The sequence below is a fragment of the Rugamonas apoptosis genome, from assembly GCF_014042355.1.
Lineage (GTDB): Bacteria > Pseudomonadota > Gammaproteobacteria > Burkholderiales > Burkholderiaceae_D > Rugamonas > Rugamonas apoptosis.
In genome coordinates, this window is the sequence record NZ_JACEZU010000006.1 from 169,121 (window position 1) to 195,208 (window position 26,088).

The 26,088-nt window shown below is 65.9% G+C and carries 26 protein-coding genes; 13 read left to right on the top strand and 13 right to left on the bottom strand.

Features of this window, described 5'->3' with window-relative positions; genetic code table 11:
• Positions 1-100 precede the first annotated feature (100 nt).
• A complete protein-coding gene (locus H3H39_RS13600) occupies positions 101-442 on the top strand; it encodes a hypothetical protein (protein WP_182153923.1) in 342 nt (113 codons plus the stop codon).
• Entirely contained in the window at positions 439-1,284 is an 846-nt protein-coding gene (locus tag H3H39_RS13605; protein ID WP_182153924.1) for an HDOD domain-containing protein, read from the top strand. The genes H3H39_RS13600 and H3H39_RS13605 overlap by 4 nt, the downstream gene beginning before the upstream one ends.
• A gap of 114 nt (positions 1,285-1,398) precedes the next feature.
• Here H3H39_RS13605 and H3H39_RS13610 read toward each other — a convergent pair whose 3' ends face one another.
• The gene (locus tag H3H39_RS13610) at positions 1,399-1,731 is read right to left on the bottom strand and encodes a hypothetical protein (protein ID WP_182153925.1); all 333 of its coding nucleotides are present in this window, start codon (positions 1,729-1,731) and stop codon (positions 1,399-1,401) included.
• Between the two features lie 386 nt (positions 1,732-2,117).
• Between H3H39_RS13610 and H3H39_RS13615 the strand changes: the two genes are divergently transcribed.
• From H3H39_RS13615 to H3H39_RS13655, 9 genes are all read left to right on the top strand, one after another.
• Positions 2,118-3,164, top strand: a complete 1,047-nt coding sequence (locus H3H39_RS13615) for a PhoH family protein (protein WP_182153926.1) — start codon at positions 2,118-2,120, stop codon at positions 3,162-3,164.
• Positions 3,148-3,612 (top strand): rRNA maturation RNase YbeY, encoded by a 465-nt coding sequence (gene ybeY, locus H3H39_RS13620; protein ID WP_182153927.1) that lies wholly within the window; start codon positions 3,148-3,150, stop codon positions 3,610-3,612. The genes H3H39_RS13615 and ybeY overlap by 17 nt, the downstream gene beginning before the upstream one ends.
• A 127-nt stretch (positions 3,613-3,739) precedes the next feature.
• Positions 3,740-4,618, top strand: coding sequence for a CorC family transporter (locus H3H39_RS13625; protein ID WP_182153928.1), 879 nt, complete (start codon positions 3,740-3,742; stop codon positions 4,616-4,618).
• Position 4,619: 1 nt separating this feature from the next.
• Positions 4,620-6,203, top strand: a complete 1,584-nt coding sequence (gene lnt / locus H3H39_RS13630) for an apolipoprotein N-acyltransferase (protein WP_182153929.1) — start codon at positions 4,620-4,622, stop codon at positions 6,201-6,203.
• Between the two features lie 91 nt (positions 6,204-6,294).
• Positions 6,295-7,206 (top strand): glycine--tRNA ligase subunit alpha, encoded by a 912-nt coding sequence (glyQ, locus tag H3H39_RS13635; protein WP_182153930.1) that lies wholly within the window; start codon positions 6,295-6,297, stop codon positions 7,204-7,206.
• Positions 7,207-7,228: 22 nt separating this feature from the next.
• Positions 7,229-9,337 (top strand): glycine--tRNA ligase subunit beta, encoded by a 2,109-nt coding sequence (gene glyS, locus H3H39_RS13640; protein WP_182153931.1) that lies wholly within the window; start codon positions 7,229-7,231, stop codon positions 9,335-9,337.
• Positions 9,338-9,925, top strand: a complete 588-nt coding sequence (gene gmhB / locus H3H39_RS13645; RefSeq protein ID WP_182153932.1) for a D-glycero-beta-D-manno-heptose 1,7-bisphosphate 7-phosphatase — start codon at positions 9,338-9,340, stop codon at positions 9,923-9,925.
• 30 nt (positions 9,926-9,955) lie between these two features.
• Positions 9,956-10,696 carry a lysophospholipid acyltransferase family protein gene (locus H3H39_RS13650; protein WP_182153933.1) on the top strand — a complete coding sequence of 247 codons (741 nt, stop codon included), beginning with the start codon at positions 9,956-9,958 and terminating at the stop codon, positions 10,694-10,696.
• Positions 10,697-10,701: 5 nt separating this feature from the next.
• Positions 10,702-11,688: a M48 family metallopeptidase gene (locus tag H3H39_RS13655; protein ID WP_229218047.1), complete on the top strand. Its 987-nt coding sequence runs from the start codon at positions 10,702-10,704 to the stop codon at positions 11,686-11,688.
• Here H3H39_RS13655 and waaA read toward each other — a convergent pair.
• The 8 genes from waaA to rfbB form a co-directional block, all read right to left on the bottom strand.
• On the bottom strand, positions 11,677-12,978 hold the full coding sequence (gene waaA / locus H3H39_RS13660; protein WP_182153934.1) for a lipid IV(A) 3-deoxy-D-manno-octulosonic acid transferase: 1,302 nt from the start codon (positions 12,976-12,978) through the stop codon (positions 11,677-11,679). The genes H3H39_RS13655 and waaA overlap by 12 nt on opposite strands.
• Positions 12,979-12,980: 2 nt before the next feature.
• Complete coding sequence (waaC, locus tag H3H39_RS13665) at positions 12,981-13,988, bottom strand: lipopolysaccharide heptosyltransferase I (protein WP_182153935.1); 1,008 nt, start codon at positions 13,986-13,988, stop codon at positions 12,981-12,983.
• Positions 13,989-13,992: 4 nt separating this feature from the next.
• Entirely contained in the window at positions 13,993-15,375 is a 1,383-nt protein-coding gene (locus H3H39_RS13670; RefSeq protein WP_182153936.1) for a phosphomannomutase/phosphoglucomutase, read from the bottom strand.
• Between the two features lie 162 nt (positions 15,376-15,537).
• Complete coding sequence (locus H3H39_RS13675; protein ID WP_182153937.1) at positions 15,538-16,635, bottom strand: glycosyltransferase family 4 protein; 1,098 nt, start codon at positions 16,633-16,635, stop codon at positions 15,538-15,540.
• A 219-nt stretch (positions 16,636-16,854) separates the two neighbouring features.
• Positions 16,855-17,712 carry a dTDP-4-dehydrorhamnose reductase gene (gene rfbD / locus H3H39_RS13680; RefSeq protein ID WP_182153938.1) on the bottom strand — a complete coding sequence of 286 codons (858 nt, stop codon included), beginning with the start codon at positions 17,710-17,712 and terminating at the stop codon, positions 16,855-16,857.
• Positions 17,709-18,254, bottom strand: a complete 546-nt coding sequence (gene rfbC / locus H3H39_RS13685; RefSeq protein WP_182153939.1) for a dTDP-4-dehydrorhamnose 3,5-epimerase — start codon at positions 18,252-18,254, stop codon at positions 17,709-17,711. The genes rfbD and rfbC overlap by 4 nt, the downstream gene beginning before the upstream one ends.
• Entirely contained in the window at positions 18,251-19,153 is a 903-nt protein-coding gene (gene rfbA, locus H3H39_RS13690; protein WP_182153940.1) for a glucose-1-phosphate thymidylyltransferase RfbA, read from the bottom strand. The genes rfbC and rfbA overlap by 4 nt, the downstream gene beginning before the upstream one ends.
• Positions 19,150-20,223, bottom strand: coding sequence for a dTDP-glucose 4,6-dehydratase (rfbB, locus tag H3H39_RS13695; protein ID WP_182153941.1), 1,074 nt, complete (start codon positions 20,221-20,223; stop codon positions 19,150-19,152). Before rfbB ends, rfbA begins: the two co-directional genes overlap by 4 nt.
• A 144-nt stretch (positions 20,224-20,367) precedes the next feature.
• Between rfbB and H3H39_RS13700 the strand changes: the two genes are divergently transcribed.
• The gene (locus tag H3H39_RS13700) at positions 20,368-21,222 is read left to right on the top strand and encodes a symmetrical bis(5'-nucleosyl)-tetraphosphatase (protein ID WP_182153942.1); all 855 of its coding nucleotides are present in this window, start codon (positions 20,368-20,370) and stop codon (positions 21,220-21,222) included.
• A gap of 112 nt (positions 21,223-21,334) precedes the next feature.
• Here the strand turns inward: H3H39_RS13700 and H3H39_RS13705 are convergent, their stop codons facing one another.
• Positions 21,335-22,123 carry a lysophospholipid acyltransferase family protein gene (locus H3H39_RS13705; RefSeq protein ID WP_229218027.1) on the bottom strand — a complete coding sequence of 263 codons (789 nt, stop codon included), beginning with the start codon at positions 22,121-22,123 and terminating at the stop codon, positions 21,335-21,337.
• A gap of 244 nt (positions 22,124-22,367) precedes the next feature.
• Here H3H39_RS13705 and H3H39_RS27905 point away from each other — a divergent pair, with 244 nt between their 5' ends.
• Positions 22,368-23,231, top strand: a complete 864-nt coding sequence (locus H3H39_RS27905; RefSeq protein ID WP_229218028.1) for a PEP-CTERM sorting domain-containing protein — start codon at positions 22,368-22,370, stop codon at positions 23,229-23,231.
• A gap of 62 nt (positions 23,232-23,293) precedes the next feature.
• Here H3H39_RS27905 and H3H39_RS13715 read toward each other — a convergent pair whose 3' ends face one another.
• From H3H39_RS13715 to pyrR, 3 genes are read right to left on the bottom strand one after another with little or no spacing between them, the layout of a single operon-like run.
• Positions 23,294-24,604, bottom strand: a complete 1,311-nt coding sequence (locus tag H3H39_RS13715; RefSeq protein WP_182153943.1) for a dihydroorotase — start codon at positions 24,602-24,604, stop codon at positions 23,294-23,296.
• Positions 24,601-25,566, bottom strand: a complete 966-nt coding sequence (locus H3H39_RS13720) for an aspartate carbamoyltransferase catalytic subunit (protein ID WP_182153944.1) — start codon at positions 25,564-25,566, stop codon at positions 24,601-24,603. Before H3H39_RS13720 ends, H3H39_RS13715 begins: the two co-directional genes overlap by 4 nt.
• Complete coding sequence (gene pyrR, locus H3H39_RS13725) at positions 25,559-26,083, bottom strand: bifunctional pyr operon transcriptional regulator/uracil phosphoribosyltransferase PyrR (RefSeq protein ID WP_182153945.1); 525 nt, start codon at positions 26,081-26,083, stop codon at positions 25,559-25,561. Before pyrR ends, H3H39_RS13720 begins: the two co-directional genes overlap by 8 nt.
• Positions 26,084-26,088: the final 5 nt, after the last annotated feature.

Consider the following 26,088-nt stretch of genomic DNA (forward strand, 5'->3'; position numbering starts at 1 on the left):
CGGGCGCGCCCCAGGGGGGCAGCAACATGGCCTTGCGGCCAGCGGCACACAGCGCGCCATGACGATGGTAAGATCGGAGCAACAGAACGCCGGAGGCGCCATGACTGCCACTTACCATCACATCCCGCTGGCCCAGGCCGAACCCGGCATGATCCTGTCGGACGAACTGCTCGACGTGCAGGGCAAAGTGCTGCTGCCGCAGGGCACCGTGCTGACCGAGGCCATGCTCGACCTGATGCCGCGCCACGGCATCGCCGTGCTGCCGATCGCCACGCCGCCGATCTCGCTCGACGAATTGGCCGCCAGCCGCCACCACTACCAACAACGCATAGACCACCTGTTCCGCAAGCACGATCCGGACAACGACGCCGACTGGGCCACCGGCCTGCTGCGCCATTACGTGACGGACTTCCGGTTAGGCATGGAGGACATCCCTGAATGAGCGCCCCACTGACTTATGACGACATCGTCAAGAACCTGGACGACCTGCCCTCGTTGCCGGCCGTCGTGATGGAGCTGCTCAACAGCATAGACCAGGAGGAGGTGGACATCTCGGTGCTGGCCAAAAAAGTGTCGCACGACTCGGCGCTCACGGCCAAGACGCTGCGGCTGGCCAATTCCTCGCTGTACGGGCTGCAGGTGAAGGTGACCACCATCCAGCAAGCCATCACCTTCCTCGGCTTCCAGACCACGCGCAACCTGATCACGGCGGCCGCCGTCACGGGCTGCTTCGCCCAAGGCCAGTGCGCCGGTTTCGACCACAAGCGCTTCTGGCGCCATTCGATCGCCACCGCCGCCTGCGCCAAGGTGCTGGCGCGCCAGATGCGCTTCAACCAGGATTACGCGTTCACGGCCGGCCTGCTGCACGACATCGGCCGGCTAGTGCTGGTGGCTTGCGTCCCCGAACTGTACGGACAGGCGCTGGCGCACCGCGAGGCGCACGATTGCACCCTGCTGGAAGCGGAACGGGCGGTGCTGGGCATCGACCATGTGGACGCGGGCATGGCGCTGGCCGAACACTGGAATTTTTCCGATACCATGCGGCTGGCCATTGGCGGCCATCACGATCCGGAAACGCCGGGCGCCGGCTTCCTGGCCGCCATCATTCACGTGGCCGACGCCATGGTGCATGCGCTGGACCTGGCCCAGATACCGGACGGCCTGGTGCCGCCCGTATCGACCGTGGCCTGGACGGCGCTGGCCTTGAATGAGGAAACCTGTTTGCAACTGTTCCGCGAGACGGAGCTGCAGTTCGGTGAAATCGCGATGGTGCTGCTGTCCTGACCGACCCATGGCCGGCTGAATCTGACGATGCGGGCGCGCCGCGCCGGATCGGCGCAGACGGTCCGCCTCAAACCTGCCGGGGCCGATCGGGCGCGGCAGGCGAATGCGGCGCCATCAGTGGCGGGCGTACGCGCTGACCTCGGGACGGTCGCCGCGGTCCTCTGGCTTGGGGCGGCCCTGGGCATCGGACAAACGGTACTTGGTGCGCCGGTCACCCATCAAGTCGCGCAGGTCACGGATGCTCATGCCCGTCACTTCATGCATGCGGATCAGCAGTGATGCGCCCACCGGCAGCCGGTGGTGACGGATCTTGCTGATGACGGGCGGCGCCACTTCCAGCAGGCGCGACAATGCGGCATCGTTCTTGAGCTGCATTTTGCCCAGCAAAATGTCGAGCAGGTGGTTGGGGTTGTAGCTTTCCTGGGATGCGAGAGCGTGGTGTGCCATGATGTTCCTCGTCTGTAGTGATGATGAAATGGTGCTGCTATGAACTTAAGGCACGCTTAGCGCACCGCAAGTTCCCAAGGCGTCAGACTGCTTGCCTTTCACACAATATTTTATGCCCAAACCCCTGCATTCCAGCTGCCCGTGGGGGCGTGAAGGTTGTTTGACCTCAACCATCGGCGGAAAAACTTAGCAACATGGCCATTTCATCACATAAAGCAATTTTGTGGCGCACGCCAGCCGGGGGCCCGGTCCAGGTCCGGCGGCCGCGATTTGCGGCGCGATTTACTGCGCGATTTACTGTAAACTAGCGCCTGTCAGCACCGCGCCACCCGGCCCGGTCCGTCATACAGTCATTCCGCCATTCCGCCACACGACGAAGCAGCCCATTGAAAACCAAGACCCCCGTCCAGCCCTACTATTTCATTCCCGAGCCGCTCGATAACGCCCGGCTGACCCACCTGTGCGGCCCGCTCGACGAAAACCTGCGCCAGATCTCGGCCGCGCTGGACGTCACCATCTTCCGCCGCGGCGAAAAGTTCATCGTCAGCGGCAGCAACGCCGAACGGGCGGTGGAAATCCTGGAGCAGTTCTACGCCATCGCCAACAAGGTGGTGCCGATCGAGGAAGTGCAACTGGCGCTGGTCGAGCAGCGCGCCGGCCTGGCCGGCGTGGTGGAGCAGCACCCCGAGGCGCCGTTCGTGGAACCGGACATCGCCAGCCCCGTGCTCAAGACCCGCCGCAGCGACCTGCGCGGCCGCACCCCGCACCAGATCCGCTACCTGCGCAACGTGCTGGAACACGACATCAGCTTCGGCATCGGCCCGGCCGGCACCGGCAAGACTTACCTGGCCGTGGCCTGCGCCGTGGACGCGCTGGAACGCGATGCCGTCAAGCGCATCATCCTGACCCGCCCCGCCGTGGAAGCCGGTGAACGGCTCGGCTTCCTGCCGGGCGACCTGGCGCAAAAGGTCGATCCCTACCTGCGCCCCCTGTACGATGCCCTGTACGATTTGCTGGGCTTTGACCGTACGCAAAAAATGTTCGAAAAACAGGTGATCGAGATCGCCCCGCTGGCCTACATGCGGGGCCGCACGCTGAACCACGCCTTCGTGATCCTGGACGAGGCCCAGAACACGACGGTGGAACAGATGAAGATGTTCCTGACCCGCATCGGCTTCGGCAGCAAAGCCGTGGTCACGGGCGACGTGACCCAGGTCGACCTGCACAAGACCCTGAAGAGCGGCCTGGTGGACGCCGTGCAGGTGCTCAAGGACGTGCGCGGCATCGCCTTCACCCAGTTCACCAGCGAGGACGTAGTACGCCATCCGCTGGTGGCGCGCATCGTCGACGCCTACGAGACGGCCCACGCCCACCACGCCGAAATCGCCCCTTTACTCAAAGCCACCGCCATTAAAAATGTCCGAAAAAAATAAACTGAGCCTGTCGGTGCAATATCCCGATCCCCGCCTGCAAGAAAGCATCACCCGCCCCAAAGTGCGGCGCTGGGTGCAGGCCGCGCTGCTGGCGCCGGCCGAATTGACCATCCGCTTCGTCGACGCCGAGGAAGGCCGCGCCCTGAACCGCGACTACCGGGGCAAGGACTACGCCACCAACGTGCTGACCTTCGCCTACAACGAAGGCGAACAGGAGCTGCCGGACGATGCGCCCACCCAGGCCGACATCATTCTGTGCACCGATGTGCTGGAACAGGAAGCGGCCGAGCAAAAGAAAACGGTGGAGCAGCACACGGCCCACCTGATCGTGCATGGCGTACTGCACGCGCAAGGCTACGACCACCTGGACGACGAGGAAGCGGCCGAGATGGAAGGGCTGGAAACGGACATCCTGGCTAAGCTGGGCGTGGCCGATCCCTACGCCTGACGTCATTGCAAAGCGCCCATGGCGTCGTTGCGGTACGGGTGCGGGGTCAAGCCAAACCGGCAAAATCGGCCCCGCCATCCCGTTTGGTGTATCCTATATCCCTTCGAAACAACGGCTCACGCCTCCTATGCAAGAGCACTCTAGTGGCGTCAAATCTGACGCCAAGCCCCATCGGTCACTGTTTGAACGCCTGACCGCCCTGATTTCCCCCGAGCCCGAGAACCGTGCGGAACTGCTCGACGTGCTGCATGACGCCCACGAACGCAACCTGATCGACGCCGACGCCCTGTCGATGATCGAAGGCGTGTTCCAGGTGTCGGACCTGTCCGCGCGCGACATCATGATCCCCCGGTCCCAGATGGACGTGATCGACATTTCCAAACCCATCGAGGAATGGATGCCGGCCGTGCTGCAGACGGCCCACTCGCGCTTCCCCGCCATCGAGGGCGAGCGCGACAAGGTGATCGGCATCCTGCTGGCCAAGGACCTGCTGCGCTACTATGCCGAGGAATCGTTCGACGTACGCGACATGCTGCGCCCGGCCATCTTCATCCCCGAATCGAAACGCCTGAATGTGCTGCTGCGCGATTTCCGCGCCAACCACAACCACATGGCCATCGTGGTGGATGAATACAGCGGCGTGGCCGGCCTGATCACGATCGAGGACGTGCTGGAACAGATCGTCGGCGACATCGAGGACGAATACGATTTCGACGAGGAAGAGGACAACATCCTGTCCATCAAGGAAGGCCAGTACGGCCCCCGCTGGCGTATCAAGGCGCTGACCGAGATCACCCAGTTCAACGAGGAACTCGACACCGCCCTGCCGGACGACGACGTCGACACCATCGGCGGCCTGGTCGCCAAGCACCTGGCGCGCATGCCGCACAAGGGTGACGTGTTCGACCTGGACGGACTGCGCTTCGAAGTGCTGCGCGCCGACGCGCGCCAGGTGCACGTGCTGCTGGTGGAAAAACTGCCGGCCATGCCGGAGCAAGACGCGTAACATGCGTTTTCGCCGCACCGATCCCAACGCCCCACCCAAGCCCCAGCGCAGCACCCGCGGCCGGATGACCATCACGGCCCTGGCCGGCGCGGCCAGCGTGTTCGCCTTCGCCCCGTTCGGCTGGTGGCCGCTGGAAATCGCCAGCCTGGCCATCCTGTTCTACCAGGTGCTGCGCAGTTCCAGCGTCAAGGGCGGCGCCCTGATCGGCTGGGCCTACGGCTCCGGCTGGACGGCCGCCGGCATCTGGTGGATCTACGTCTCGCTGCACACCTACGGCGGCATGCCCGCGCCGCTGGCTGCCGCCGCCGTGCTGCTGCTGGCCTGGGCCATGGGCGCCTACGTGGCGCTGGCCATGGCCGGCGCCTCCTGGCTGCGCCAGCGCTGGGCGCTGCCGCTGCCCGCATCCAACCTGCTGCTATTGCCGGCCACCTGGTCGCTGTACGAATGGGTGCGCGGCTGGCTGTTCACGGGCTTCCCGTGGCTGTCGGCCGGCTACGCCCACAACCACAGCCCGCTGGCCGGCTACGCGCCCGTGCTGGGCGTGTATGGCCTGGGCTGGCTGGCGGCCATGTGCGCCGGCGCCCTGCTGCTCCTGCTGCACCGCAGCCGCTGGCGCGCGCTGGCCCTGGTGGTGGCCATCCTGGCCGGCGGCGGCGCGCTCACGCAACTGCACTGGACCTACCCGGAAGGCAAACCGATTTCCGTACGCCTGATCCAGGGTAACGTGCCCCAGGACGAGAAATTCAACGGCGCGCACGTGCTGGCCACGCTCAAGCAGTATCGCGACGCCATCATGGCCGCCCCGGCCGACCTGATCGCCACGCCGGAAACGGCGGTCGTCATGCTGCCGCAGCAGCTGCCGCCCGACTACCTGCCCGCCATCAGCCAGTTCCTGCAACGCAGCGGCAGCAGCCTGGCGCTGGGCATCCCCATGGCCGACAGCCAGACGGCGTACTTCAACAGCGTGCTGGGCATGACGCCCGTGGCCAACGCCGCCTACTACCGCTACGACAAGCACCACCTGGTGCCATACGGCGAATTCATTCCGCTCGGCTTCCGCTGGTTCGTCGATCTGATGAACATCCCGCTGGGCGACCAGACCAGCGGCGCGGACATCCAGCCCGCCTTCGCCATCAAGGACCAGCGCGTGCTGCCCAACATCTGCTACGAAGACTTGTTCGGCGAGGAGATCGCGGCCCAGCTGAACCACCCGGCCGGCGGCCAGAAGCCGGCCACGCTGCTGCTCAACGTATCGAACCTGGCCTGGTTCGGCGACACCATCGCCATCCCGCAGCACTTGCAGATCTCGCAGATGCGCGCGCTGGAAACGGGCCGTCCCATGCTGCGCGCCACCAACACGGGCGCCACGGCCGTCATCGACGGGCGCGGCGACGTGGTGGCGCGCCTCGCCCCCAACACGGCCGGCACGCTGGCGGCGACCGTACAGGGCATGGCCGGCAGCACGCCCTACATCCTGTGGGGCAACAAGCTGCTGCTGATGCTGCTGGCGCTGGCCCTGGCGGGCGCCTGGCTGTGGGGGCGCCGCGTGACAAATACGGCAAAAAATCAGCCTAAAGCCCCCTAATCTCTACAGCTGCCCCCAAAACCCGCTAAAATTAGCCGCTTTAGCGAAACTGCAACCGTTGCGCCCCGCTGCGCGCCACCGACCAAACAAGATGCTCACATTTCAACAAATTATCCTGACCTTGCAAACCTACTGGGACAAGCAAGGCTGCGCCCTGCTCCAGCCCTACGACATGGAAGTGGGTGCCGGCACCTTCCACACCGGGACGTTCCTGCGCGCGATCGGCCCCGAGCCATGGCGCGCGGCCTATGTGCAGCCCTCGCGCCGCCCCAAGGATGGCCGCTACGGCGAAAACCCGAACCGCATGCAGCACTACTACCAGTACCAGGTGGTGCTCAAGCCGGCGCCGGAAAACATCCTGGACCTGTATCTGGGTTCGCTCGAAGCGCTGGGCCTGGACCTGAAGCAGAACGACGTGCGTTTCGTCGAGGATGACTGGGAAAGCCCGACCCTGGGCGCCTGGGGCCTGGGTTGGGAAGTGTGGCTGAACGGCATGGAAGTGACCCAGTTCACCTACTTCCAGCAAGTGGGCGGCCTCGATTGCAAGCCCGTGCTGGGCGAGATCACCTACGGCATCGAACGCCTGGCCATGTATCTGCAAGGGGTGGAAAACGTCTACGACCTGGTCTGGACCGAGTGGGAAGAAAACGGCGTCACCAAGAAGCTGACCTACGGCGACGTGTTCCACCAGAACGAAGTGGAACAATCGACCTACAACTTCGAGCACGCCAACACGGAACTGCTGTTCGCCCAATTCGCCAACCACGAATCGGAAGCCAAGCGCCTGATCGAACTGCAACTGACCCTGCCGGCCTACGAGCAGATCATGAAAGCGTCGCACAGCTTCAACATGCTCGATGCGCGCGGCGCCATTTCCGTGACCGAGCGGGCCGCCTACATCGGCCGCGTGCGCACGCTGTCGCGCCTGGTGGCGCAAGCGTATTACGACTCGCGTGAGCGCCTGGGCTTCCCCATGCTGCCCGCCTCCGCCACCGCCGCCTGAGCCGAACCAGAATAGAAACGATATGAACCAGACTCTCTTAATCGAACTGCTGACCGAAGAACTGCCGCCCAAGGCGCTGGCCAAGCTGGGCGCCGCCTTCGCCGCCGGCATCGTCAACGGCCTCCAATCGCGCGACTTCCTGGAAGCCGACAGCGTCGCCACCACCTACGCCACGCCGCGCCGGCTGGCCGTCTCCATCACCGGCGTGCGCGCCACCTCGCCGGACAAATCGATCCGCGAAAAAGTGCTGCCCGTGAGCGTGGCGCTGGACGCGAACGGCAACGGCACCGCGCCCCTGGCCAAGAAACTGGCCGCGCTGGGCTTCCCCGACCTGACCGTGGCCCAGCTGGAACGGGCCCAGGACGGCAAGGCGGAAAGCTTCTTCTACACCTACACGGCGGCCGGCAGCGCGCTGCAGGCGGGCCTGCAGGCGGCGCTGGAGGAATCGGCGGCCAAGCTGCCCATCCCCAAGCTGATGAGCTACCAGCGCCCGGACGGCGCCACCGTCAACTTCGTGCGTCCAGCCCACAGCCTGATCGCGCTGCATGGCGCCACCGTGCTGCCGCTGACGCTGCTGGGCCTGACGGCCTCCAACAGCACGCTGGGCCACCGCTTCCTGATGGCCGACGGCAGCCGCAGCATCACCATCGCCCACGCCGACAACTACGCCGCCACCCTGGCCGAACAAGGCAAGGTGATCGCCGGCTTCGACGCGCGCAAGGAACAGATCCGCGCCGCCCTGCTGGCCAAAGCTGGCGCCGACCAGGTGCTGATGCCCGAAGCGCTGCTGGACGAAGTGACGGCGCTGGTCGAATGGCCCGTGGTCTACGAGTGCAACTTCGAGGAACAGTTCCTGGCCGTGCCGCAGGAATGCCTGATCCTGACCATGCAGACCAACCAGAAATATTTCGCGTTGACGGACGCGCAAGGTAAGCTGCGTTCGCGCTTCCTGATCGTCTCCAACATCGCCACCGCCACCCCGGCCGCCATCGTCGGCGGCAACGAGCGCGTGGTGCGCCCACGCCTGTCGGACGCCAAGTTCTTCTTCGAGCAGGACAAGAAGAAGACCCTCGGTTCGCGCCTGCCGCTGCTGAAGAACGTGGTCTACCACAACAAGCTGGGCACCCAGGCCGAGCGCAGCGAGCGCGTCACCGCGCTGGCCGCCGCCATCGCCCGCGCGCTGGGCAGCGACGTACCGCTGGCCACCCGCGGCGCCATGCTGGCCAAGGCCGACCTGCTGACCGACATGGTGGGCGAATTCCCTGAGCTGCAAGGCATCATGGGCACCTACTACGCCCGCCACGACGGCGAGCACGAGGAAGTGGCGCTGGCCGCCTCCGAGCACTACCAGCCGCGCTTCGCCGGCGACGCCCTGCCATCGACCGCCACCGGCACCGCCGTGGCGCTGGCCGACAAGCTGGAAACCCTGGTCGGCATCTGGGCCATCGGCCTGCAACCGACCGGCGACAAGGATCCGTTCGCGCTGCGCCGCCACGCCCTGGGCGTGCTGCGCATGCTGGTGGAAAAGCGCCTGCCGCTGGCCATCAGCGCCGTGCTGGCCGACGCCGCCGCCGAATTCGCGGCCGTCCCCGGCTTCAAGAATCCGGCCGCCGAAGTGACCGTCTTCATGCTCGACCGCCTGCGCGGCATGCTGCGCGAGCGCGGCTTCTCGCCCAACGAGATCGAAGCCGTGGTGGCCCAGAATCCGGACCGCCTGGATGACGTGGTGCAGCGCCTGGAAGCGGTGCAAGCCTTCGCCGCCCTGCCGGAAAGCGCCTCGCTGGCCGCCGCCAACAAGCGCATTACCAACATCCTGAAGAAGAACGAGCAAGCGCTGGCACAAAGCGGCAACGCCGGCGTCAACGCCGCCCTGTTGCAGGACGCGGCCGAGAAGAACCTGGCCGCCGCCGTCACCCGCGTGCAGCCGGAAGTGGACGCGGCGTTCGCCCGCGGCGACTTCGCCGGCACGCTCAAGACGCTGGCCCAGCTGCGCGACGACGTGGACGCCTTCTTCAACGACGTGATGGTGATGGCCGAGGACGTCGCCCTGCGCAACAACCGCCTGGCCCTGCTGTCGTCGCTGCACGGCATGATGAACCGCGTGGCCGACATTTCCAAGCTGGCGGCCTAAATGGGAAGTCCGGCGCTCAAACTGATCATCCTCGATCGCGATGGCGTGATCAATCATGACTCGCCGGACTTCATCAAGTCGCCGGCCGAGTGGCACGCCATTCCCGGTTCGCTGGAGGCGATCGCCCGCTTGAACCAGGCCGGCTACCGGGTGGTGGTGGCGTCGAACCAGTCGGGCATCGCCCGCGAGTACTTCGACATGACCGTCCTCAACGCCATCCACCAGAAGATGCACATGCTGGCGCAGCAGGTGGGCGCCACCATCGACGCCGTGTTCTTTTGCCCGCACGCGGCGGCCGACAGCTGCGACTGCCGCAAACCCAAGCCCGGCATGTTCGACGAGATCGCCAAACGCTACCAGGTGAACCTGAAAGGCGTGCCGACCGTGGGCGACTCGCTGCGTGACCTGCAGGCCGGCTACGAGCGCGGCTGCGTGCCGTTCCTGGTGTTGACCGGCAAAGGCGAGAAGACCCACAGCGCCGGCGGCCTGCCGCCCGGCACCATGGTGTTCCCCGACCTGGCGGCCACTGTCAGCCACCTGCTCAAGACGGCTTCGGCCGGCGCGCCGCAAGCCGCCACCAATCAATAACTAAACCAATATCGAGTTCTGGAGTCCGCGTTGCGTGATACCGTTTTGTTCCTGCGTTCCTTGCTGTTCATGACCATCATGGTCGTTTCGACCATCATCTGGGCCTGCGTCTGCTTCCTGGCCGCGCCCCTGCCTTACAACAAACGCTTCTGGGTCACCGCGCGCTGGAACGTGTTCATGATCTGGTGCGCCAAGGCGATCTGCGGCATCCGCTACCAGGTCAAGGGCGCTGAGAATTTCCCCGACGCGCCGGCCGTGGTGCTGTCGAAGCACCAATCGGCGTGGGAAACCATCTTCCTGTTGCCCAGCATGCCGCGCCCGCTGGTGTTCGTGTTCAAAAAAGAGATCCTGTACATCCCCTTCTTCGGCTGGGCCATGGCGTTGCTGCGCATGATCCCCATCGACCGCAAAAAGGGCAAGAACGCCTTCAAGGATGTGGTCCGGCATGGCAAACGTCGCCTGAAGGACGGCCAATGGATTATTATGTTCCCCGAGGGGACCCGCATCCCGGTCGGACAGGCAGGCAAGTACAAGAGCGGCGGTACGCGCCTGGCCATCGCGACCGGCGCCGTGGTGGTGCCGATCGCGCACAACTCCGGCGAATGCTGGCCCAAGAACTCGTTTATCAAACGTCCGGGGCTGATCACGGTATCGATCGGCAAGCCGATTTCGCCGGAAGGACACACGCCCGACAGCATGATGCAACAGGTGGAAAATTGGATAGAATCAGAAATGCGCGTCATTTCGCCCCACGCCTACAGCGCTGGCTAGACGACCTGGCCACCGCCGTCAAACCGGCGCCGCAGGACGCGGCGTCGGACGCGGCGCGCCAGCAACTGGACCTGTTCGGGCAGGAGGCGTCCACGCCGGCCGCCACACCGCATAGCGCCAACCTGCTGCGCACGCCGGAGACGGCCAGTCCGCCCGTGCGTCCCGGCGTCGCGCTATGGACGCCACCTGTCACCATCACCCCCGCCGTTCCTCCCACCGCCATTCCCGTCCGGCCGCCCGAGCCGCCCCCTTCCGAACTGCCACCCAAGCGCCAGCTGCTGGTCGGCCAGTTCGTGCTCGAATACACGCTGCGCCGTTCCACCCGCCGCTCGATCGGCTTCATGATCGACGACGATGGGCTGCGCGTGACGGCGCCCAAGCGCATCAGCATCGCCGAGATCGACAACGCCATCCGCACCAAGCAGCACTGGATACTGAGCAAGCTGCATGAGCGGCGCGAACGGCGCGCGGCGCGGCTGGAAAAGCCGCCCATCGACTGGGTGGATGGCGCCCAGCTGCCCTACCTGGGCGGCGACATCACGCTGCGCCTGCTGGTGGGCGGCCGCAACCGCAGCAGCTACAACCCGGCCACGCGCGAACTGTCCATGGTGCTGGTCCCCGGCGCCACGGAATTGCTGCTCAAGGAACGTGTGAAAAGCTGGTTGCAGCAGGAAGCCAGGCTGCTGTTCGAACAGCGGCTGGACCTGTACGCAGCCCGGCTGGGGGTGAATTACCACTCGTTCGCGCTATCCTCGGCCGGCACGCGCTGGGGTTCCTGCACGGTCGAGCGCAAGATCCGGCTGAACTGGAAGCTGATCCACTTCTCGCTGCCGCTAATCGACTATGTGGTGGCGCACGAGCTGTCGCATTTGCTGGAGATGAACCACAGCGCGCGCTTCTGGAATACGGTGGGCCTGATCTACCCGGAATACGAGGAAGCGCGCAACTTGCTGCGCAAGCGCGCGCAGGAATTGCCGGTATTATTTACTTGACACGCCAGCGGTAAGCGGCGGCAGCAAAGCCAGCGTGCGGGCCGTGGCGCCGCGGTGCTGGCTGGCGAAGGCCAGCGCGCGGGCGCCCATGGCGGCGCGGGCGGCACTGTCGCCCAGCAGGCGGGCCGCCTGCTCCATCAGGGCGGGGGCATCGGCCACGCGCTCGGCGCCGCCGGCGGCCAGCGCGTCTTCCGTCACCAGCGCGAAGTTGAAGGTGTGGGGGCCGATCAGCACCGGCTTGCCCAGCGCGGCCGGTTCGATCAGGTTCTGGCCACCCAGCGGCAGCAGGCTGCCACCCACGAAAGCGCAGTCGCAGGCCGCGTAGTAGGCGAACATTTCACCCATCGAGTCGCCCAGCAGCACGTCCACCCGGGCCGGCAGCGCGGCGCCGCCATCCAATCGCAGACGGCTGCGGCGCTGCACTTGCAGGCCACTATCAGCGACCAGCTTTTCCACTTCCTCGAAGCGCTGCGGATGGCGCGGCACCAGCAGCAGCAGCACGTTGGCCGGCAGCGCGGCACGCGCCCGCCGGAACGCTTCCAGGATCAGCACTTCCTCGCCCTCGCGCGTGCTGGCGCACAGCAGTACGGGACGCGCGCCGATGTGGGCGCGCAAGGCGGCGCCCGTGTCCAGCGCCGCCTGCGGCACCACCACGTCGAATTTGATACTGCCCGTGACGGCCACGTTGGCCACGCCCAGCGCGCGCACCCGGGCCGCGTCGGCCTCGGTCTGCGCCGCCACCAGCGAAATGCCGCGTGCCGCGTCGATCAGCAAACTGCCAAAGCGCGACGCCTTGCGCAGCGACCGTTCTGACAGCCGGGCATTGGCCAGTACCACCGGCACCTGCGCGCGCACGCACTGGCCGATCAGGTTGGGCCACACTTCCGTCTCCATCAGGATGCAGATGCGGGGTTCGAAATGGCGGATGAAGCGACGCACCATACCAGCCGTGTCGTACGGCAGATAGGATTGCACCAGCCGCGCGCCATGTTTGGCGAACAGCGACTTGCCGGTGGCGCGGCCGGTCGGCGTCATATGGGTCAGCACGATGCGGCTGGTGGGGTACTGCGCCAGCAGCGCGTCGATCAACGGTTCGGCGGCGCGGGTTTCCCCCACCGACACGGCGTGCACCCAGATCGACAACGGCGCCGCACTGGCGGCAGCACCATAGAAGCCCAGCCGCTCGCCCCAGTGCTGGCGGTAGCCCGGTTCCTGGCGGCCCCGCAGCCACAGGCGCAGCAGCACCAGCGGCAGCGCCAGCGCCCACATCACGGAATAGAAAAGTCGCATGGTCAGGCCAGCAGCGTGCGGGCCGCCGCCAGCACTTCAGCCACCGATGGCGGCGCGCCACGGTCGCCCAGGTTAATGATCTTGGGCGACCAGTTGCCCTCGGTCTTCCAGCGCGGCGAATCGGCATAGATTTCCACCGTCGGCACCGTGAAGGCGGCCGCGATGTGGGTCAGGCCCGTGTCGACGCCGATGGCCAGCGCCGCATGGCGCGCCAGCAGCGTGGCGTCGGCCATCGACAATTTGGGCAGCACGCGGGCGTTGGGCAGGCCGGCGGCCAGGGTTTCCGCTTCCGCCTTTTCCTTGTCCGAACCCCACGGCAGCAGGATGGGCATGGGCGCCAGCTGGCGGCCCAGTTCGATCCAGTTCTGCGGCGCCCACTTCTTGGCGTCGCGCGCGGTGCCGTGGAAGTAGACGGCGTACGGCGTGGACGGCATCCAGTCCGGTTTGGCTTCGTCGGCCGAAACGGCGGGCAAGCCGAAGTCGGCCGGCGTATCGACCGGATAGCCCAGCGCGGCGCCGGCCACGATGCGGCCACGGGCCACGGCGTGGGTGCGCGGGTCGGTGGGCACGCTGTCGGTATGGAACCAGCGCGAGATGCCCTCGTAACCCGAGCCTTCGCTGCCGTTGGCCAGGCCGACCTTGTGGCCGCCTTTGACGATGCGCGCGGCGCCCATGATGATGCCGGTCTTGAGCAAACCCTGGGTGTCGAACACGTAGTCGTACTGCTGCGCGCGCAGGGTGCGGAAGAAGGCGCGGACTTCGGCCCGCGTTTCAGGCTTGCCCAGGCTCTTGCGCCAGCGCCGCAGCGCGAACGGAATGATGGTGCGCACGCGGGCGTTGAGCCGCACCAGGCTGACATAACCCTCTTCCACCACCCAGTCGATATTGGCGTCCGGGTAGTGGCGCGCAATGTCGGCCACCATCGGCAGGTTGTGCAGCACGTCGCCCAGCGAGGAGACGCGCACCAGCAGGATATTGAGCGGCCGCTTGCCGCCCGCTTGCGCGCCCATCACCTTAGAACGGCAGGACCGCGTCCGGCTTGGCGGCCAGGATCACGCTCTTGAACTGAGCCTGGATGCGCGCCAGCGCTTCCGGCGTCTCGGCCTCGAAGCGCATCACGATCACCGGCGTGGTGTTGGACGAGCGGGCCAGGCCGAAGCCGTCCGCGTATTCCACCCGCAGGCCGTCGATGGTGATGATCTGCTCGTGGCCGGGGAACACGGCGTCGCTGCGCAGCTTGTCCATCAGGGCGACGTTCTCGCCCTCCTTCAGCTCCAGGTGCAGTTCCGGCGTGCTGTCGGACTGCGGCAGTGCATTGAGCAGGGCCGACGGATCGGCTTCGCGGGTGAGGATTTCCAGCAGGCGCGCGCCGGCGTACAGGCCGTCGTCGAAACCGTACCAGCGGTCCTTGAAGAAGATGTGGCCGCTCATTTCGCCACCCAGCGGGGCGCCCGTCTCACGCAGCTTGGCTTTCACCAGCGAATGGCCGGTCTTGTACATCAGCGGCTGGCCGCCGCTCTTGGCGATATACGGTGCCAGGTGGCGCGTGCATTTCACATCGAACAGGATCTGCTGGCCCGGATGGCGGGTCAGCACGTCGGCCGCGAACAGCATCATCTGGCGGTCCGGATAAATGATCTGGCCATCCTTGGTGACCACGCCCAGGCGGTCGCCGTCGCCATCGAAGGCCAGGCCGATCTCGGCGTCCGTCTCCCGCAGGCAGCGGATCAGGTCCTGCAGGTTTTCCGGGTGGGCCGGGTCGGGATGGTGGTTGGGGAAATTGCCGTCCACGTCGCAGAACAGTTCGATCACTTCGCAGCCCATGCCGCGATACAGGTCGCCGGCGAACGCGCCAGCCACGCCGTTGCCGCAATCGACGGCGATCTTGATCGGGCGCGCCAGCTTGACGTCGCCGATGATGCGCTCCAGGTAGGCGGCGCGGATGTCGTGGGTGCGGTAGCTGCCCGGCGTGGCGGCGCTGGCGCCGTCATGGTCGACGATGCGCTGGTACAGCGAAGTGATGGCGTCGCCGTGGATCGCTTCACCGGCCAGCACCATCTTGAAGCCGTTGTAGTCGGGCGGATTGTGGCTGCCCGTGACCATGATGCCCGAACGTGCGTCCAGCGCATGGGTGCCGAAGTAGACCATGGGGGTGGCCACCACGCCCAGGTCGATCACGTCCACCCCCGCCGCCTGCAGGCCCTGGGCCAGTGCGGCCGCCAGTTCCGGGCCGGACAGGCGGCCGTCGCGGCCGATCACCACCGTGCGCTCGCCCTTGGCCAGCGCCGCCTGGCCGAAGGCCTGGCCGATCTGGCGGGCCACGCCCGCGTCCAGGGTTTTACCGATGATGCCGCGGATATCGTAAGCTTTGAAGATGGTTTTTGACAGGGAGACCATAGTATGAATGAGCGTGGTTAGAGGGGGCAGCAAGGCCGACATGATACCGCAGCCGGCATCGTCCCGGGTTTGAAGGTGTTTCAAAATGACCATGGCGAGGCGTGGCGCCGAAGACAGTGCGCCTGCACGGCAAGGCGCCACAACGACGCCATGGGCTTTTTGCTAGTGCTTCTTGTGGCGGATCATCCAGCGCGGCGCTCTAAAGCGCACGATGCGGACATAAATCCAGATGTAACTGGCGATAAACAGGACGCAGAAACACATCAGCACCCAGGTATAGCGCCAGAAGATCGTGGCCGGCACCACGGCCATCAACGAAAACAGCCACAGGTAGGGCGAGGTCATGGAATTGCGGCGCATCAGGGCGCGCGCTTCCTTGCGCCCCACGGCCCATTGCACGATGCGGCGGAAGATCAGGCTATGTAAATGGATGCCATCGGGCATGGTGGGCGACTTACCCCGCACAAACAGCCGGCGATAGGCGGAAAACAAGGTTTCAAACGCGGGGTAGATCAACAGCAAGGCCGCGTACCAGGTCGACACCTGGGGATTGCGCATCACCAGCAGCAAGGCCAGTTCGCCCAGCATGAAGCCGATGAAATAGGCGCCGCCATCGCCCAGGAAAATCAGGCCGACCGGATAATTCCACACCAGGAAACCGGCCGTTGCGCCAGCCACCATCAGGGCCGCCACCAGCACGAACATGTCGTTGACCTGCAGCGCCACATAACCGAGCGACAACAGCATGCAGATGGTGACCACGCTGGCCAGGCCGTTGAAGCCATCGATGATGTTGACGGCGTTGGCAATGCCGGCCACGGCCAGTATCGTCAGCGGCAAGGCCAGCCACACGTAGGGCAAGTGCCAGGCGGAGAAATAGGCCCAGTCGATGCGGTCGATGCGCGCGTCCAGCAGGAAAAAGCCCATCAGGGCGGCCACCATGGTCAGCACCAGGCGCCGCGCCGCGCTCACGCGGCCCGTGTAGTCCTCTGCGATGCCGCCGGCGAAGGCCACGGCCGAACAACCGAGCAAGGCCAGCAGCCAGTTACCCAAGATGGGCACGCGCCAGATGGAAATGCAGGAACTGAGCGCCACCGCCACGAAAATAGGCAGGCCGCCAATGCGGGCCACGGAATGCAGGTGCACCTTTTGCACCCCATCGAAATCGCCATCGAGGGCGGGTCCGTGCAAGCGCACTTCTTTAATGACCAACAGAGTCAACAGCGTGGAAGCGATGAAACTCAGTAAAAAGGAGAACATTTATTTTTTTTATCTGAACGAAAATATCGGTGACGCACGATGGTCGATCGCAGGCGGCGCGGGGCCACGGGCCCGCTGATCCGGCTGTTATCAGCACGTTAATGGGCGATTGTACCGGATTAGCCAAGGCGGCCCGCATTCCGGCACCACGGCAGCGAGCGACGGCCGTTCAGGAACCGTCGCCGCCGGCGGGCGGCTGGGGCTGGCGGCTGGGCCTGGCTATGATTGCAGGCACAGCCGCAACGCGTCCTGCCAGTGCGGCAGGCGGCAATGCGTCATCAGGTGTGCGCACGAGAGCACGGAATGGGTCGGCCGGCGGGCCGGCACCGGATAGTCCGCGCTGCCGATGGGCAGCACGCGGCAATCGATGGCGGCCATTTCCAAAATGGCGCGGGTGAACTCATACCAGGTGGTCTGGCCCTGGCTGCTCAGGTGGTAGATGCCGCCGTGTTGCCGCCACCAGGCGCTGTCGGGCGCGCCGGCCTGGGCCAGCACCAGCGCCGTCGTATCGGCGATGGTGCGGCTCCAGGTGGGGGCGCCATGCTGGTCGTTCACCACCCGCAGCTCGTCGCGCTCGCGTCCCAGGCGCAGCATGGTCAGCAGGAAGTTCTTGCCGCGCATGCCATATACCCAGCTGGTGCGGAAGATCAGGTGCGGAATGCCGGCCGCCGCGATGGCTTGCTCGCCGGCCAGCTTGCTGGCGCCGTACACATTGAGCGGGCCCGTGGCGTCGCCCTCCACGCGCGGCAAGGGATCATTGCCGTCGAACACGTAGTCGGTCGAATAGTGGACCATGGCCGCGCCCAGCGCCTTGGCCTCCTGCGCCATCAGGGCCGGCGCTTCGGCGTTGACGCGGTACGCCAGTTGCGGCTCGCTCTCGGCCTTGTCCACGGCCGTGTAGGCGGCCGGATTGACGATCAGACCGGGCCGCACGGCGCGGATCACGTCGCGCACCTGGTCCAGGTCCGCCAGGTCCATGCGCTGGCGGTCGACGGCCACCACTTCGCCTATGCCTTGCAGGCTGCGTTCCAGTTCGTAGCCGACCTGGCCCGTGCTTCCCGTCAGCAGGATCTTCATGGGTACACTTCCGCCTCGGCCAGCAGCTTGCCGGCCTGGTCCTTGCCCGACAGCAGCGGCGCGCCGTCCAGCGGCCACGTGATGCCGATGGCCGGGTCGTTCCACAGGATGGAGCGCTCGTGCTCGGGCGCCCAGTAGTCAGTGGTCTTGTAGAGGAATTCGGCCGCTTCGCTGGTGACCATGAAGCCATGCGCGAAGCCGGCCGGTATCCACAACTGACGCTTGTTCTCGGCCGACAGTTCCAGCCCGTACCACTGGCCGAAGGTGGGCGAGCGCTGGCGCAAGTCCACCGCCACATCGAACACGGCGCCGGCCGTCACGCGCACCAGCTTGCCCTGGGCCTGCTGGATCTGGTAGTGCAGGCCGCGCAGCACGTTGCGGGCGGAACGGGAATGGTTATCCTGCACGAACGGGGCGGTCACCCCTGTCACTTCAGCGAAACGGCGGGCGTTGAAACTTTCGTAGAAAAACCCGCGATCGTCGCCGAACACGCGCGGCTCCAGCACCAGCAAGCCCTCCAGTGGAGTAGTCATGACGTTCATCGCGGTACGACCTTGTCTTCGAGAATTTGCAGCAGATACTGGCCGTACTGGTTTTTCTTGAGCGGTTCAGCCAGGCGGCGCAATTGGGCCGCGTCGATATAGCCCTTGCGGTAAGCGATCTCTTCCGGGCACGCCACTTTGAGGCCCTGGCGGCGTTCGATGGTGGCGATGAATTGCGACGCGTCGAGCAGCGATTCATGGGTACCGGTGTCGAGCCAGGCCATGCCACGCCCCATCACTTCCACATCGAGCTGGCCCGCTTCCAGGTAAGCCCGGTTGACATCCGTGATCTCCAGTTCGCCGCGCGCGGACGGCTTGATCTTCGCCGCGATGTCGCACACCTGGCGGTCGTAGAAGTACAGGCCGGTGACGGCGTAGTTGGACTTGGGCTGGAGCGGCTTTTCTTCGATGCTGACGGCGCGCCGTTCGCCATCAAACTCGACCACGCCGTAGCGTTGCGGGTCGGTCACGTGGTAGGCGAACACGGTGGCGCCCGACTCCTGGCTGGCCGCGTGGCGCAGCAGCGCGTCCAGGTCGTTGCCGTAGTAAATGTTATCGCCCAGGATCAGAGCCGACGGCGAGTCGCCCACGAATTCCTTGCCGATGATGAACGCTTGCGCCAGCCCGTCCGGCGACGGCTGCACCGCGTATTGCAGACGGATGCCCCACTGGCTGCCGTCGCCCAGCAAATCCTGGAAGCGGGGCGTGTCCTGCGGGGTGGAGATGATCAGGATGTCGCGCATGCCGGCCAGCATCAGCGTGGTCAGCGGATGGTAGATCATCGGCTTGTCGTAGATGGGCAACAGCTGCTTGGACACGCTCATCGTGACCGGATAGAGCCGGGTGCCGGAACCACCGGCCAGGATGATGCCTTTGCGGTGATGAATGGGATCGCTCATTGGGTGCCTTCACGGTTGAAGTAATTGGTTTCCACCCAGCTCGCGTAGCTGCCGGACTGCACGTCGGCCACCCAGTCCTGGTGGTCCAGGTACCATTGCACGGTCTTGGCGATGCCGCTCTGAAAGGTCTCGGCCGGCTTCCAGCCCAGCTCGCGTTCCAGCTTGCCCGCATCGATCGCGTAGCGGCGGTCATGGCCGGGACGGTCCTTGACGTAGGTGATCTGGGCCCGGTAGCTGGCGCCGTCCGCGCGCGGCTTCATGCGATCCAGCATGTCGCACAGCGTGTGCACCACGTCCAGGTTGGCCATCTCGTTCCAGCCACCCACATTGTAGGTTTCACCCAGACGGCCGGCCGCCAGCACCCGGCGGATGGCGGCGCAGTGGTCGCTCACATACAGCCAGTCGCGCACTTGCTGGCCATCGCCGTAGATGGGCAGCGGTTTGCCGGCCTGGGCGTTGGCGATGATGAGCGGGATCAGCTTTTCCGGGAAATGGTAGGGGCCGTAGTTGTTGGAGCAGTTGGTGGTCAGCGTCGGCAAGCCGTAGGTGTGATGGTAGGAGCGCACCAGATGGTCGGACGCGGCCTTGGAGGCGGAATACGGGCTGTTGGGTGCATAGGCCGTGGTCTCGCTGAACGGCGCATCGTCCGGCCCCAGCGTACCGTATACTTCGTCGGTCGAGACGTGCAGGAAGCGGAACGCCGCCTGTTCTTCCCCTTCCAGCGTACCCCAGTAGGCGCGGGCCGCTTCGAGCAGGCTGAACGTGCCATTGATATTGGTCTGGATGAAAGCGCCAGGGCCGTGGATGGAACGGTCCACATGGCTTTCAGCGGCGAAGTGCACGATGGCGCGCGGCCGGTGCTGGCGCAGCAGGGCGTCCACCTGGGCCTGGTCACAAATGTCGCCTCGCACGAAGAAGTGGCGGCGATCTTGCTTGAGCGAGGCCAGATTGTTGAGGTTGCCGGCGTAAGTCAGCTTGTCGAAATTGAGAACGGGCTCATCCGATTGTGCCAGCCAGTCCAGTACGAAGTTTGAGCCGATGAAGCCGGCACCGCCTGTCACAAAGATCATTGCCTTAATATCCTGATTTGAGCACCGCATTAATCATGCACATCATTTTATGTGAAACTCGTGGGTCTCCGGGCAAAATTTATTGCCCTGCCCAGGATCACAGCATAGCCGCCCCGGCCCCACATTGAAAGTTGAAACACCACCATGAGAACCTACGTCATCGGCGATTTGCAAGGCTGCCACGACCAGACCGTGGCCCTGCTGGAACGCATCGCCAGCCGCGAAGCGGACGCGGCCGAACCGCCCGCCATCCTGTTCGCAGGCGACCTGATCAACCGCGGCCCCGACTCGCTGGCCACACTGCGCCACGTGCAAGCCTTATGCGAGGCCAGCGATGGGCGCGTCAACAGCGTGCTGGGCAACCATGACCTGCACCTGCTGGCCGTGGCGCACGGCATCCGCCCCGAGCACGACAGCGACACGCTGCGTACCATCCTGACGGCGCCCGACCGTGAAGAATTGCTCAACTGGCTGCGCCGGCGGCCCCTGATGCTGCAAGCGCAAGGCCACCTGCTGGTACACGCAGGCTTGCTGCCCCAGTGGAGCGCGGCGCAAGCGCTGGCGCTGGCCGACGAGGTGGTGGCCATGCTGCGCGGTCCCGGGCTGCCGGCCTTCCTGGCCCAGATGTACGGCAACCAGCCGGACCGCTGGGACGACAGCCTGCGCGGCGCCGACCGCCTGCGCTGCGTGATCAACGCCATGACGCGGCTGCGCTTCTGCACGGCCGACGGCGTGATGGATTTCAAGCTCAAGGAAAGCGGCACGGCCGATCCGGCCTCGGGACTGATGCCCTGGTTCGACGTACCGAACCGGCGCAGCGCCGACCACACCGTCGTGTTCGGCCACTGGTCCGCGCTAGGCCTGCTGCGGCGGCCCCATTTGATCGGCCTCGACAGCGGTTGCGTGTGGGGCGGCCAGCTTACGGCCATCTGCCTGGACGACCACACCGTGCTGCAGGTGGACTGCCCGTGCTACCAACAGCACAGCGGCAAGCAATAGGCAAGCAATAGGCGATAAATAGCCGACAAATAGGCACTAAGCGAGAAAACAGGCGTTCAGCAAAACAGACGCGAACGCCGGCGCCAACACGGGCGCCCGGGACCAGCGCGGCTCAGGCGCGGGCGGCCTTGCCGGCCTGGTCCGCGTCCGGGGCGTCCGGCACCAGCGCCACGCCCAGCGCCGTGGCCACGGCCTGGTGGGCCGCCTCGGCCAGTTCGCGCCGGTGGGCGCCCACGCTGGCCAGCGCCGGCAAGGCCTGCACGCGCGCATGGACGGGGCTGCCCTTGAGAATCGTGATCATGCTTTCCACAAAACTCATCTCGCCCACGAAATCGACGGAAGGATGGGTGCCGCCCTGCCCGTCCAGGTAGGACAGCGCGAACGGCTGCACGTCCACCTTGGCGTCGATGGCCGCCTCGAACAGGTTGGCATGAAATGGCAGCAACGTGCCCTGGGCCGCCGTGGTGCCCTCGGGGAAGAACGCGACCCGCTCTCCCGCCTGCAGGTTATGCACCAGACCCTTGAAGATGTGACGCAGGTCGCGCCGGTTGCCGCGCGCGATAAACACGGTGCCGGCCTGCTGCGCCAGCCAGCCGGCCAGCGGCCAGGAGCGGATCTCGGCCTTGGCCACGAAGCGGCAAGGATAGAGCGCGTTGATGACGAAGATGTCGAGCCAGGACACATGGTTGGCCACCACCATCGCATGGGCCAGCACGGGCGCGCCATCGGCCGCCAGTTCCACCGTCACATTGCACATGGCCAGCAGCTGGCGCGACCAGCGCCGGATATGGCCGTTGCGGGCCGCGCCGCCTATCCACGGAAAGACCAGCGCGCACGTGGCCATGCCGGCCAATAAATGAAGCACTACCCGCACCAGGCGGAACACAAGCAGAATTTTCAATTAACACCGCATCGTCAAGGGAAGCGAAGTCCATGCTCCGCAGAAATGCGGATTTTACCGGGATGCGTGGCTTACTGCCGAAAAACATCGCACCGTGCGCGCGCCGAGCGACCGGCACCCGGCCGCGCTCGCCGCGCATCGTGATTGCATAATTGACATTAATTATCATAAATGCTATACAATGCGACATCAACGACCGGCCGCGCGGCCGACTTTCCCTACCCCCCCTGCCCGGACACGCCCTATGACGATTACCCTTACCCGCAAACTGGCGCTTGGCGCCGCCATCCTGGCCCTGTGCGCCAGCGCCTCAGCCACCGACGTGGCCGCCCACATCGGCTACCACAACCCTGGCCTGGACAACTCGCCCGGGCTGCCCAGCGCCGACGTCAGCGCCAGCCATGCGACCAACGTCCAGCTCGACAGCAGCAACCTGCCCGTGCAGCCGCACGGCGGCTACAGCTCCTACATGTGGCTGAACGCCTCGTCCGCCGCCACCGGCGAACTGGCCACGGCGACCGATTTGGCGGCCAGCGGCAGCGTGGTCGCCAGCGCCAGCTGGCATGACACCATCGTCAACAGCGGCGCCGCCGCGCAGAACTACACCTTCCACTTCGCACTGAGCGACGGCAAGCTGGAAGTGGGCGGCTGGACCGGCGACGAGAACCTGCGCGACTTCCGCGCCAGCTATACGGCCGAAGTGCTGGTCAACGGCGTGGCCGTCTGGCATGCCGAACAAGGCCTGTCGCTCGACGGCAACGGCTTCCACCAAAGCGCCAGCGGTGCCAACATCGGCTCCGGCACCTTCTCGTCCACGGGCGCGCGCGGCACCTACGAGCTGGCTGGCTACACGGGCACGCTCAACCTGGGTCCGGTGGCGGCCGGCCAGTCACTCAGCGTCAGCTACGTGCTCACCAGCCGCGGCTACTGGGATGATCCGGCCGGTTGCGCCTATGAATGCGGCCGGGTCACGGCCACCATCGGCGACCCGTTGGGCGTGAATAGCGCCCGCATCACGGCCGCCGTGCCGGAACCGGAAACCTACGCCATGCTGCTGGCCGGCTTGGGCCTGCTGGGCTGGGCCGCGCGCCGGCGCCAGCGCGCCTGAGACGGCGAGGCGAAAAAAAACCGACGCAATCGCCGGTTTTTTTTTGTCCCCGCCTGTATCAGTCAGCGTGCTGGCGCGCGCTGGTAGGCCACGTGGCCGGCCACGATGGTGGTCTGCACCTGCCCGGCCAGTTCGTAGCCGAGGAACGGCGTGTGCTTGCCCTGGCTAGCCAGCGCCGTCGCGTTCACGGTCCAGCGCGCCGCCGGGTCGAACAGGCACAGATCGGCCGCGCTGCCCACGCTCAAGGTGCCGCTGTCCAGCCCCGCCACGCGGGCCGCGTCGGCCGTCACCTTGGCCACGGCCCGCGCCAGCGGACGCACGCCGCCGGCGGGCTGGCCGGCCGCGTAATCGTCGGCCCACTTGATGGCCAGCGACAGCAGCAGTTCCAGGCCGGTGGCGCCGGGCGACGCTTCGCCGAACGGCAGCAGCTTTTCATCGTCGTCGACCGGGGTGTGGTCCGAGCACAGCGCGTCGATGGTGCCATCCAGCAGGCCGGCGCGGATCGCGTCGCGGTCGCGCTGGCTGCGGAACGGCGGCGTAACACGCGCGTTCGGGTCGAAGAAGCCGATGTCGGCGTCCGTCAGGTGGACGTGGTGGACGCCCACGTCGCAGGTGACAGGCAAGCCTTCACGCTTGGCGGCGCGGATCAGTTCCAGGCCGGCGGCCGAGGAGATGCGGCACAGGTGGACGCGGGCGCCGGTGGCGCGCACCAGTTCGAAAATCGTGTGCAGGGCGATGGTTTCAGCCATCACGGGCACGCCCGACAGGCCCAGGCGCGACGCCAGCGGGCCGCTGGCGGCGATACCGCCACGGCCGATGTGGGCATCCTGTGGGCGCAGCCACACGGTGTAGCCGAAGGTCTTGGCATACTGCAGCGCGCGCAGCAGCACGGTGGTGTCTTCAATGGGTTCCTCGGCCTGCGCGAAGCCGATGCAACCGGCTTCCGTCAGCTCGGCCATCTCCGTCAACGCCTGGCCCTTCAAGCCCACCGTCAGCGCGCCCAGCGGGTGCACGTGGGCCTGGTTCAGGGTCTTGGCGCGGTGCTTGAGCATTTCCACCAGGCCCGGCTCGTCGAGCACGGGGTCGGTGTCGGGCGGGCACACCAGGCTGGTGACGCCACCCTGCATGGCCGCCTGCAGTTCCGATTCCAGCGTGGCCTTGTATTCGTAGCCGGGTTCGCGCAAGCGGGCCGACAGGTCCACCAGGCCGGGCGCCACCACCAGGCCGGTGGCGTCGATGGTGCGCTCGGCCACGAAGCCTGCCGGCGCCTGGCCCACCGCCAGCACCTTGCCGGCGGCGATGTACAGGTCGTTGATGGCGTCGATGCCGTTGGCCGGGTCGATCAGGTGGCCGTTCTTGATATGTAATTTCATGCTTGCGTTCCTGCCAAAATGCTCATCACTGCCATCCGTACCGCGATCCCGAACGTCACCTGCGGCAAAATCACCGCCTGCGGGCCGTCGGCCACGGCCGAGTCGATTTCCACCCCGCGATTCATGGGACCGGGGTGCATCACGATGGCGTCCGGCTTGGCCAGCGCCAGCCGTTCCGGCGTCAGGCCGTAGCTCTTGAAGTATTCCTGCGCCGACGGCAGCAGCGCCCCGCTCATGCGCTCGTTCTGCAGGCGCAGCATGATGATCACGTCCACGCCCTTCAAGCCTTCGTCCATATTGGTGAAGGTGCGCACGCCCATCTGCTCCAGGCCGCCGGGCAGCAGCGTGTGCGGGCCGATGGCGCGCACTTCCGGCACGCCCAGCGTGGTCAGCGCGTGGATGTCGGAACGGGCCACGCGGCTGTGCAGGATGTCGCCCACGATGGCCACCGTCAGGTTGGTGAAGTCCTTCTTGTAGTGGCGGATGGTGTACATGTCCAGCAAGCCCTGGGTCGGGTGCGCGTGGCGGCCGTCGCCGGCGTTGACCACGTGGACATGGGGCTGCCTGGTGTCGATCAGGTGCTTGGCGATCAGGTAGGGCGCGCCCGACTGCGCGTGGCGCACCACGAACATATCGGCGTGCATGGCCGACAGGTTGTCGATGGTGTCGAGCAGCGATTCGCCCTTGCTGGCCGAGGAAGCCTGGATGTTCAGGTTGATCACGTCGGCCGACAAGCGCTTGGAGGCGATCTCGAAGGTAGTGCGGGTGCGCGTGGAGTTTTCAAAGAACAGGTTGAAAACGGATTTGCCGCGCATCAGCGGCACCTTCTTGACGTCGCGGTCGGAGATGCCGACGAAGGAGGAGGCGGTGTCCAGGATGTGGTTGACGATGGACTTGGGCAAGCCCTCGATCGTCAGCAGGTGCTGGAGTTCGCCGTGTTTATTCAGTTGCGGATTAAGCATGGTCGTCATCTATGGTTAGCGTAAATTGTCCGTCGGCGGCGCGCTGCAGCACCAGCGCCTGCTGCGCCTCCAGCGTGACGCTGGTGGCCACGAAGTCGGCCGCCACGGGCAGCTGGCGCCCGCCGCGGTCGGCCAGCGCGGCCAGCATGACGCGCGCCGGGCGGCCGTAGTCGAACAGTTCATTGATGGCCGCGCGCGTGGTGCGGCCCGTGTACAGCACATCGTCCACCAGCAGGATGGTGGCGCCATCCACGTCGAACGGGATCTGGGTCGATTTGACGCCCACGTGCAAGCCCTTCTTGGCGTAGTCGTCGCGGTAGAACGAGACGTCCACGAAACCGAGGCGGGCCGACAGCCCCAGGTCGGCGGCCAGCCGTTCGGCCAGCCAGGCGCCGCCCGAGTAGATGCCGACGATGGCCGGATCGGTGGCGCCGGCCAGGCCGGTTTTCACAAGCTGCAGCAACCTGGCGTACAGCGCTTCCGCATCGAGCTGCGGGGAGTTGGAGGTAGTTGGCATGGTGG

Excerpts from the sequence above, each read along its gene's own strand:
- H3H39_RS13600 (WP_182153923.1), top strand. The coding sequence starts at position 101 with ATGACTGCCACTTACCATCACATCCCGCTGGCCCAGGCCGAACCCGGC.
- H3H39_RS13605 (WP_182153924.1), top strand. The coding sequence starts at position 439 with ATGAGCGCCCCACTGACTTATGACGACATCGTCAAGAACCTGGACGAC.
- H3H39_RS13610 (WP_182153925.1), bottom strand. The coding sequence starts at position 1,731 with ATGGCACACCACGCTCTCGCATCCCAGGAAAGCTACAACCCCAACCAC.
- ybeY (WP_182153927.1), top strand. The coding sequence starts at position 3,148 with ATGTCCGAAAAAAATAAACTGAGCCTGTCGGTGCAATATCCCGATCCC.
- H3H39_RS13625 (WP_182153928.1), top strand. The coding sequence starts at position 3,740 with ATGCAAGAGCACTCTAGTGGCGTCAAATCTGACGCCAAGCCCCATCGG.
- lnt (WP_182153929.1), top strand. The coding sequence starts at position 4,620 with ATGCGTTTTCGCCGCACCGATCCCAACGCCCCACCCAAGCCCCAGCGC.
- glyQ (WP_182153930.1), top strand. The coding sequence starts at position 6,295 with ATGCTCACATTTCAACAAATTATCCTGACCTTGCAAACCTACTGGGAC.
- glyS (WP_182153931.1), top strand. The coding sequence starts at position 7,229 with ATGAACCAGACTCTCTTAATCGAACTGCTGACCGAAGAACTGCCGCCC.
- gmhB (WP_182153932.1), top strand. The coding sequence starts at position 9,338 with ATGGGAAGTCCGGCGCTCAAACTGATCATCCTCGATCGCGATGGCGTG.
- waaA (WP_182153934.1), bottom strand. The coding sequence starts at position 12,978 with ATGCGACTTTTCTATTCCGTGATGTGGGCGCTGGCGCTGCCGCTGGTG.
- waaC (WP_182153935.1), bottom strand. The coding sequence starts at position 13,988 with ATGGGCGCGCAAGCGGGCGGCAAGCGGCCGCTCAATATCCTGCTGGTG.
- H3H39_RS13670 (WP_182153936.1), bottom strand. The coding sequence starts at position 15,375 with ATGGTCTCCCTGTCAAAAACCATCTTCAAAGCTTACGATATCCGCGGC.
- H3H39_RS13675 (WP_182153937.1), bottom strand. The coding sequence starts at position 16,635 with ATGTTCTCCTTTTTACTGAGTTTCATCGCTTCCACGCTGTTGACTCTG.
- rfbD (WP_182153938.1), bottom strand. The coding sequence starts at position 17,712 with ATGAAGATCCTGCTGACGGGAAGCACGGGCCAGGTCGGCTACGAACTG.
- rfbC (WP_182153939.1), bottom strand. The coding sequence starts at position 18,254 with ATGAACGTCATGACTACTCCACTGGAGGGCTTGCTGGTGCTGGAGCCG.
- rfbA (WP_182153940.1), bottom strand. The coding sequence starts at position 19,153 with ATGAGCGATCCCATTCATCACCGCAAAGGCATCATCCTGGCCGGTGGT.
- rfbB (WP_182153941.1), bottom strand. The coding sequence starts at position 20,223 with ATGATCTTTGTGACAGGCGGTGCCGGCTTCATCGGCTCAAACTTCGTA.
- H3H39_RS13700 (WP_182153942.1), top strand. The coding sequence starts at position 20,368 with ATGAGAACCTACGTCATCGGCGATTTGCAAGGCTGCCACGACCAGACC.
- H3H39_RS27905 (WP_229218028.1), top strand. The coding sequence starts at position 22,368 with ATGACGATTACCCTTACCCGCAAACTGGCGCTTGGCGCCGCCATCCTG.
- H3H39_RS13715 (WP_182153943.1), bottom strand. The coding sequence starts at position 24,604 with ATGAAATTACATATCAAGAACGGCCACCTGATCGACCCGGCCAACGGC.
- H3H39_RS13720 (WP_182153944.1), bottom strand. The coding sequence starts at position 25,566 with ATGCTTAATCCGCAACTGAATAAACACGGCGAACTCCAGCACCTGCTG.
- pyrR (WP_182153945.1), bottom strand. The coding sequence starts at position 26,083 with ATGCCAACTACCTCCAACTCCCCGCAGCTCGATGCGGAAGCGCTGTAC.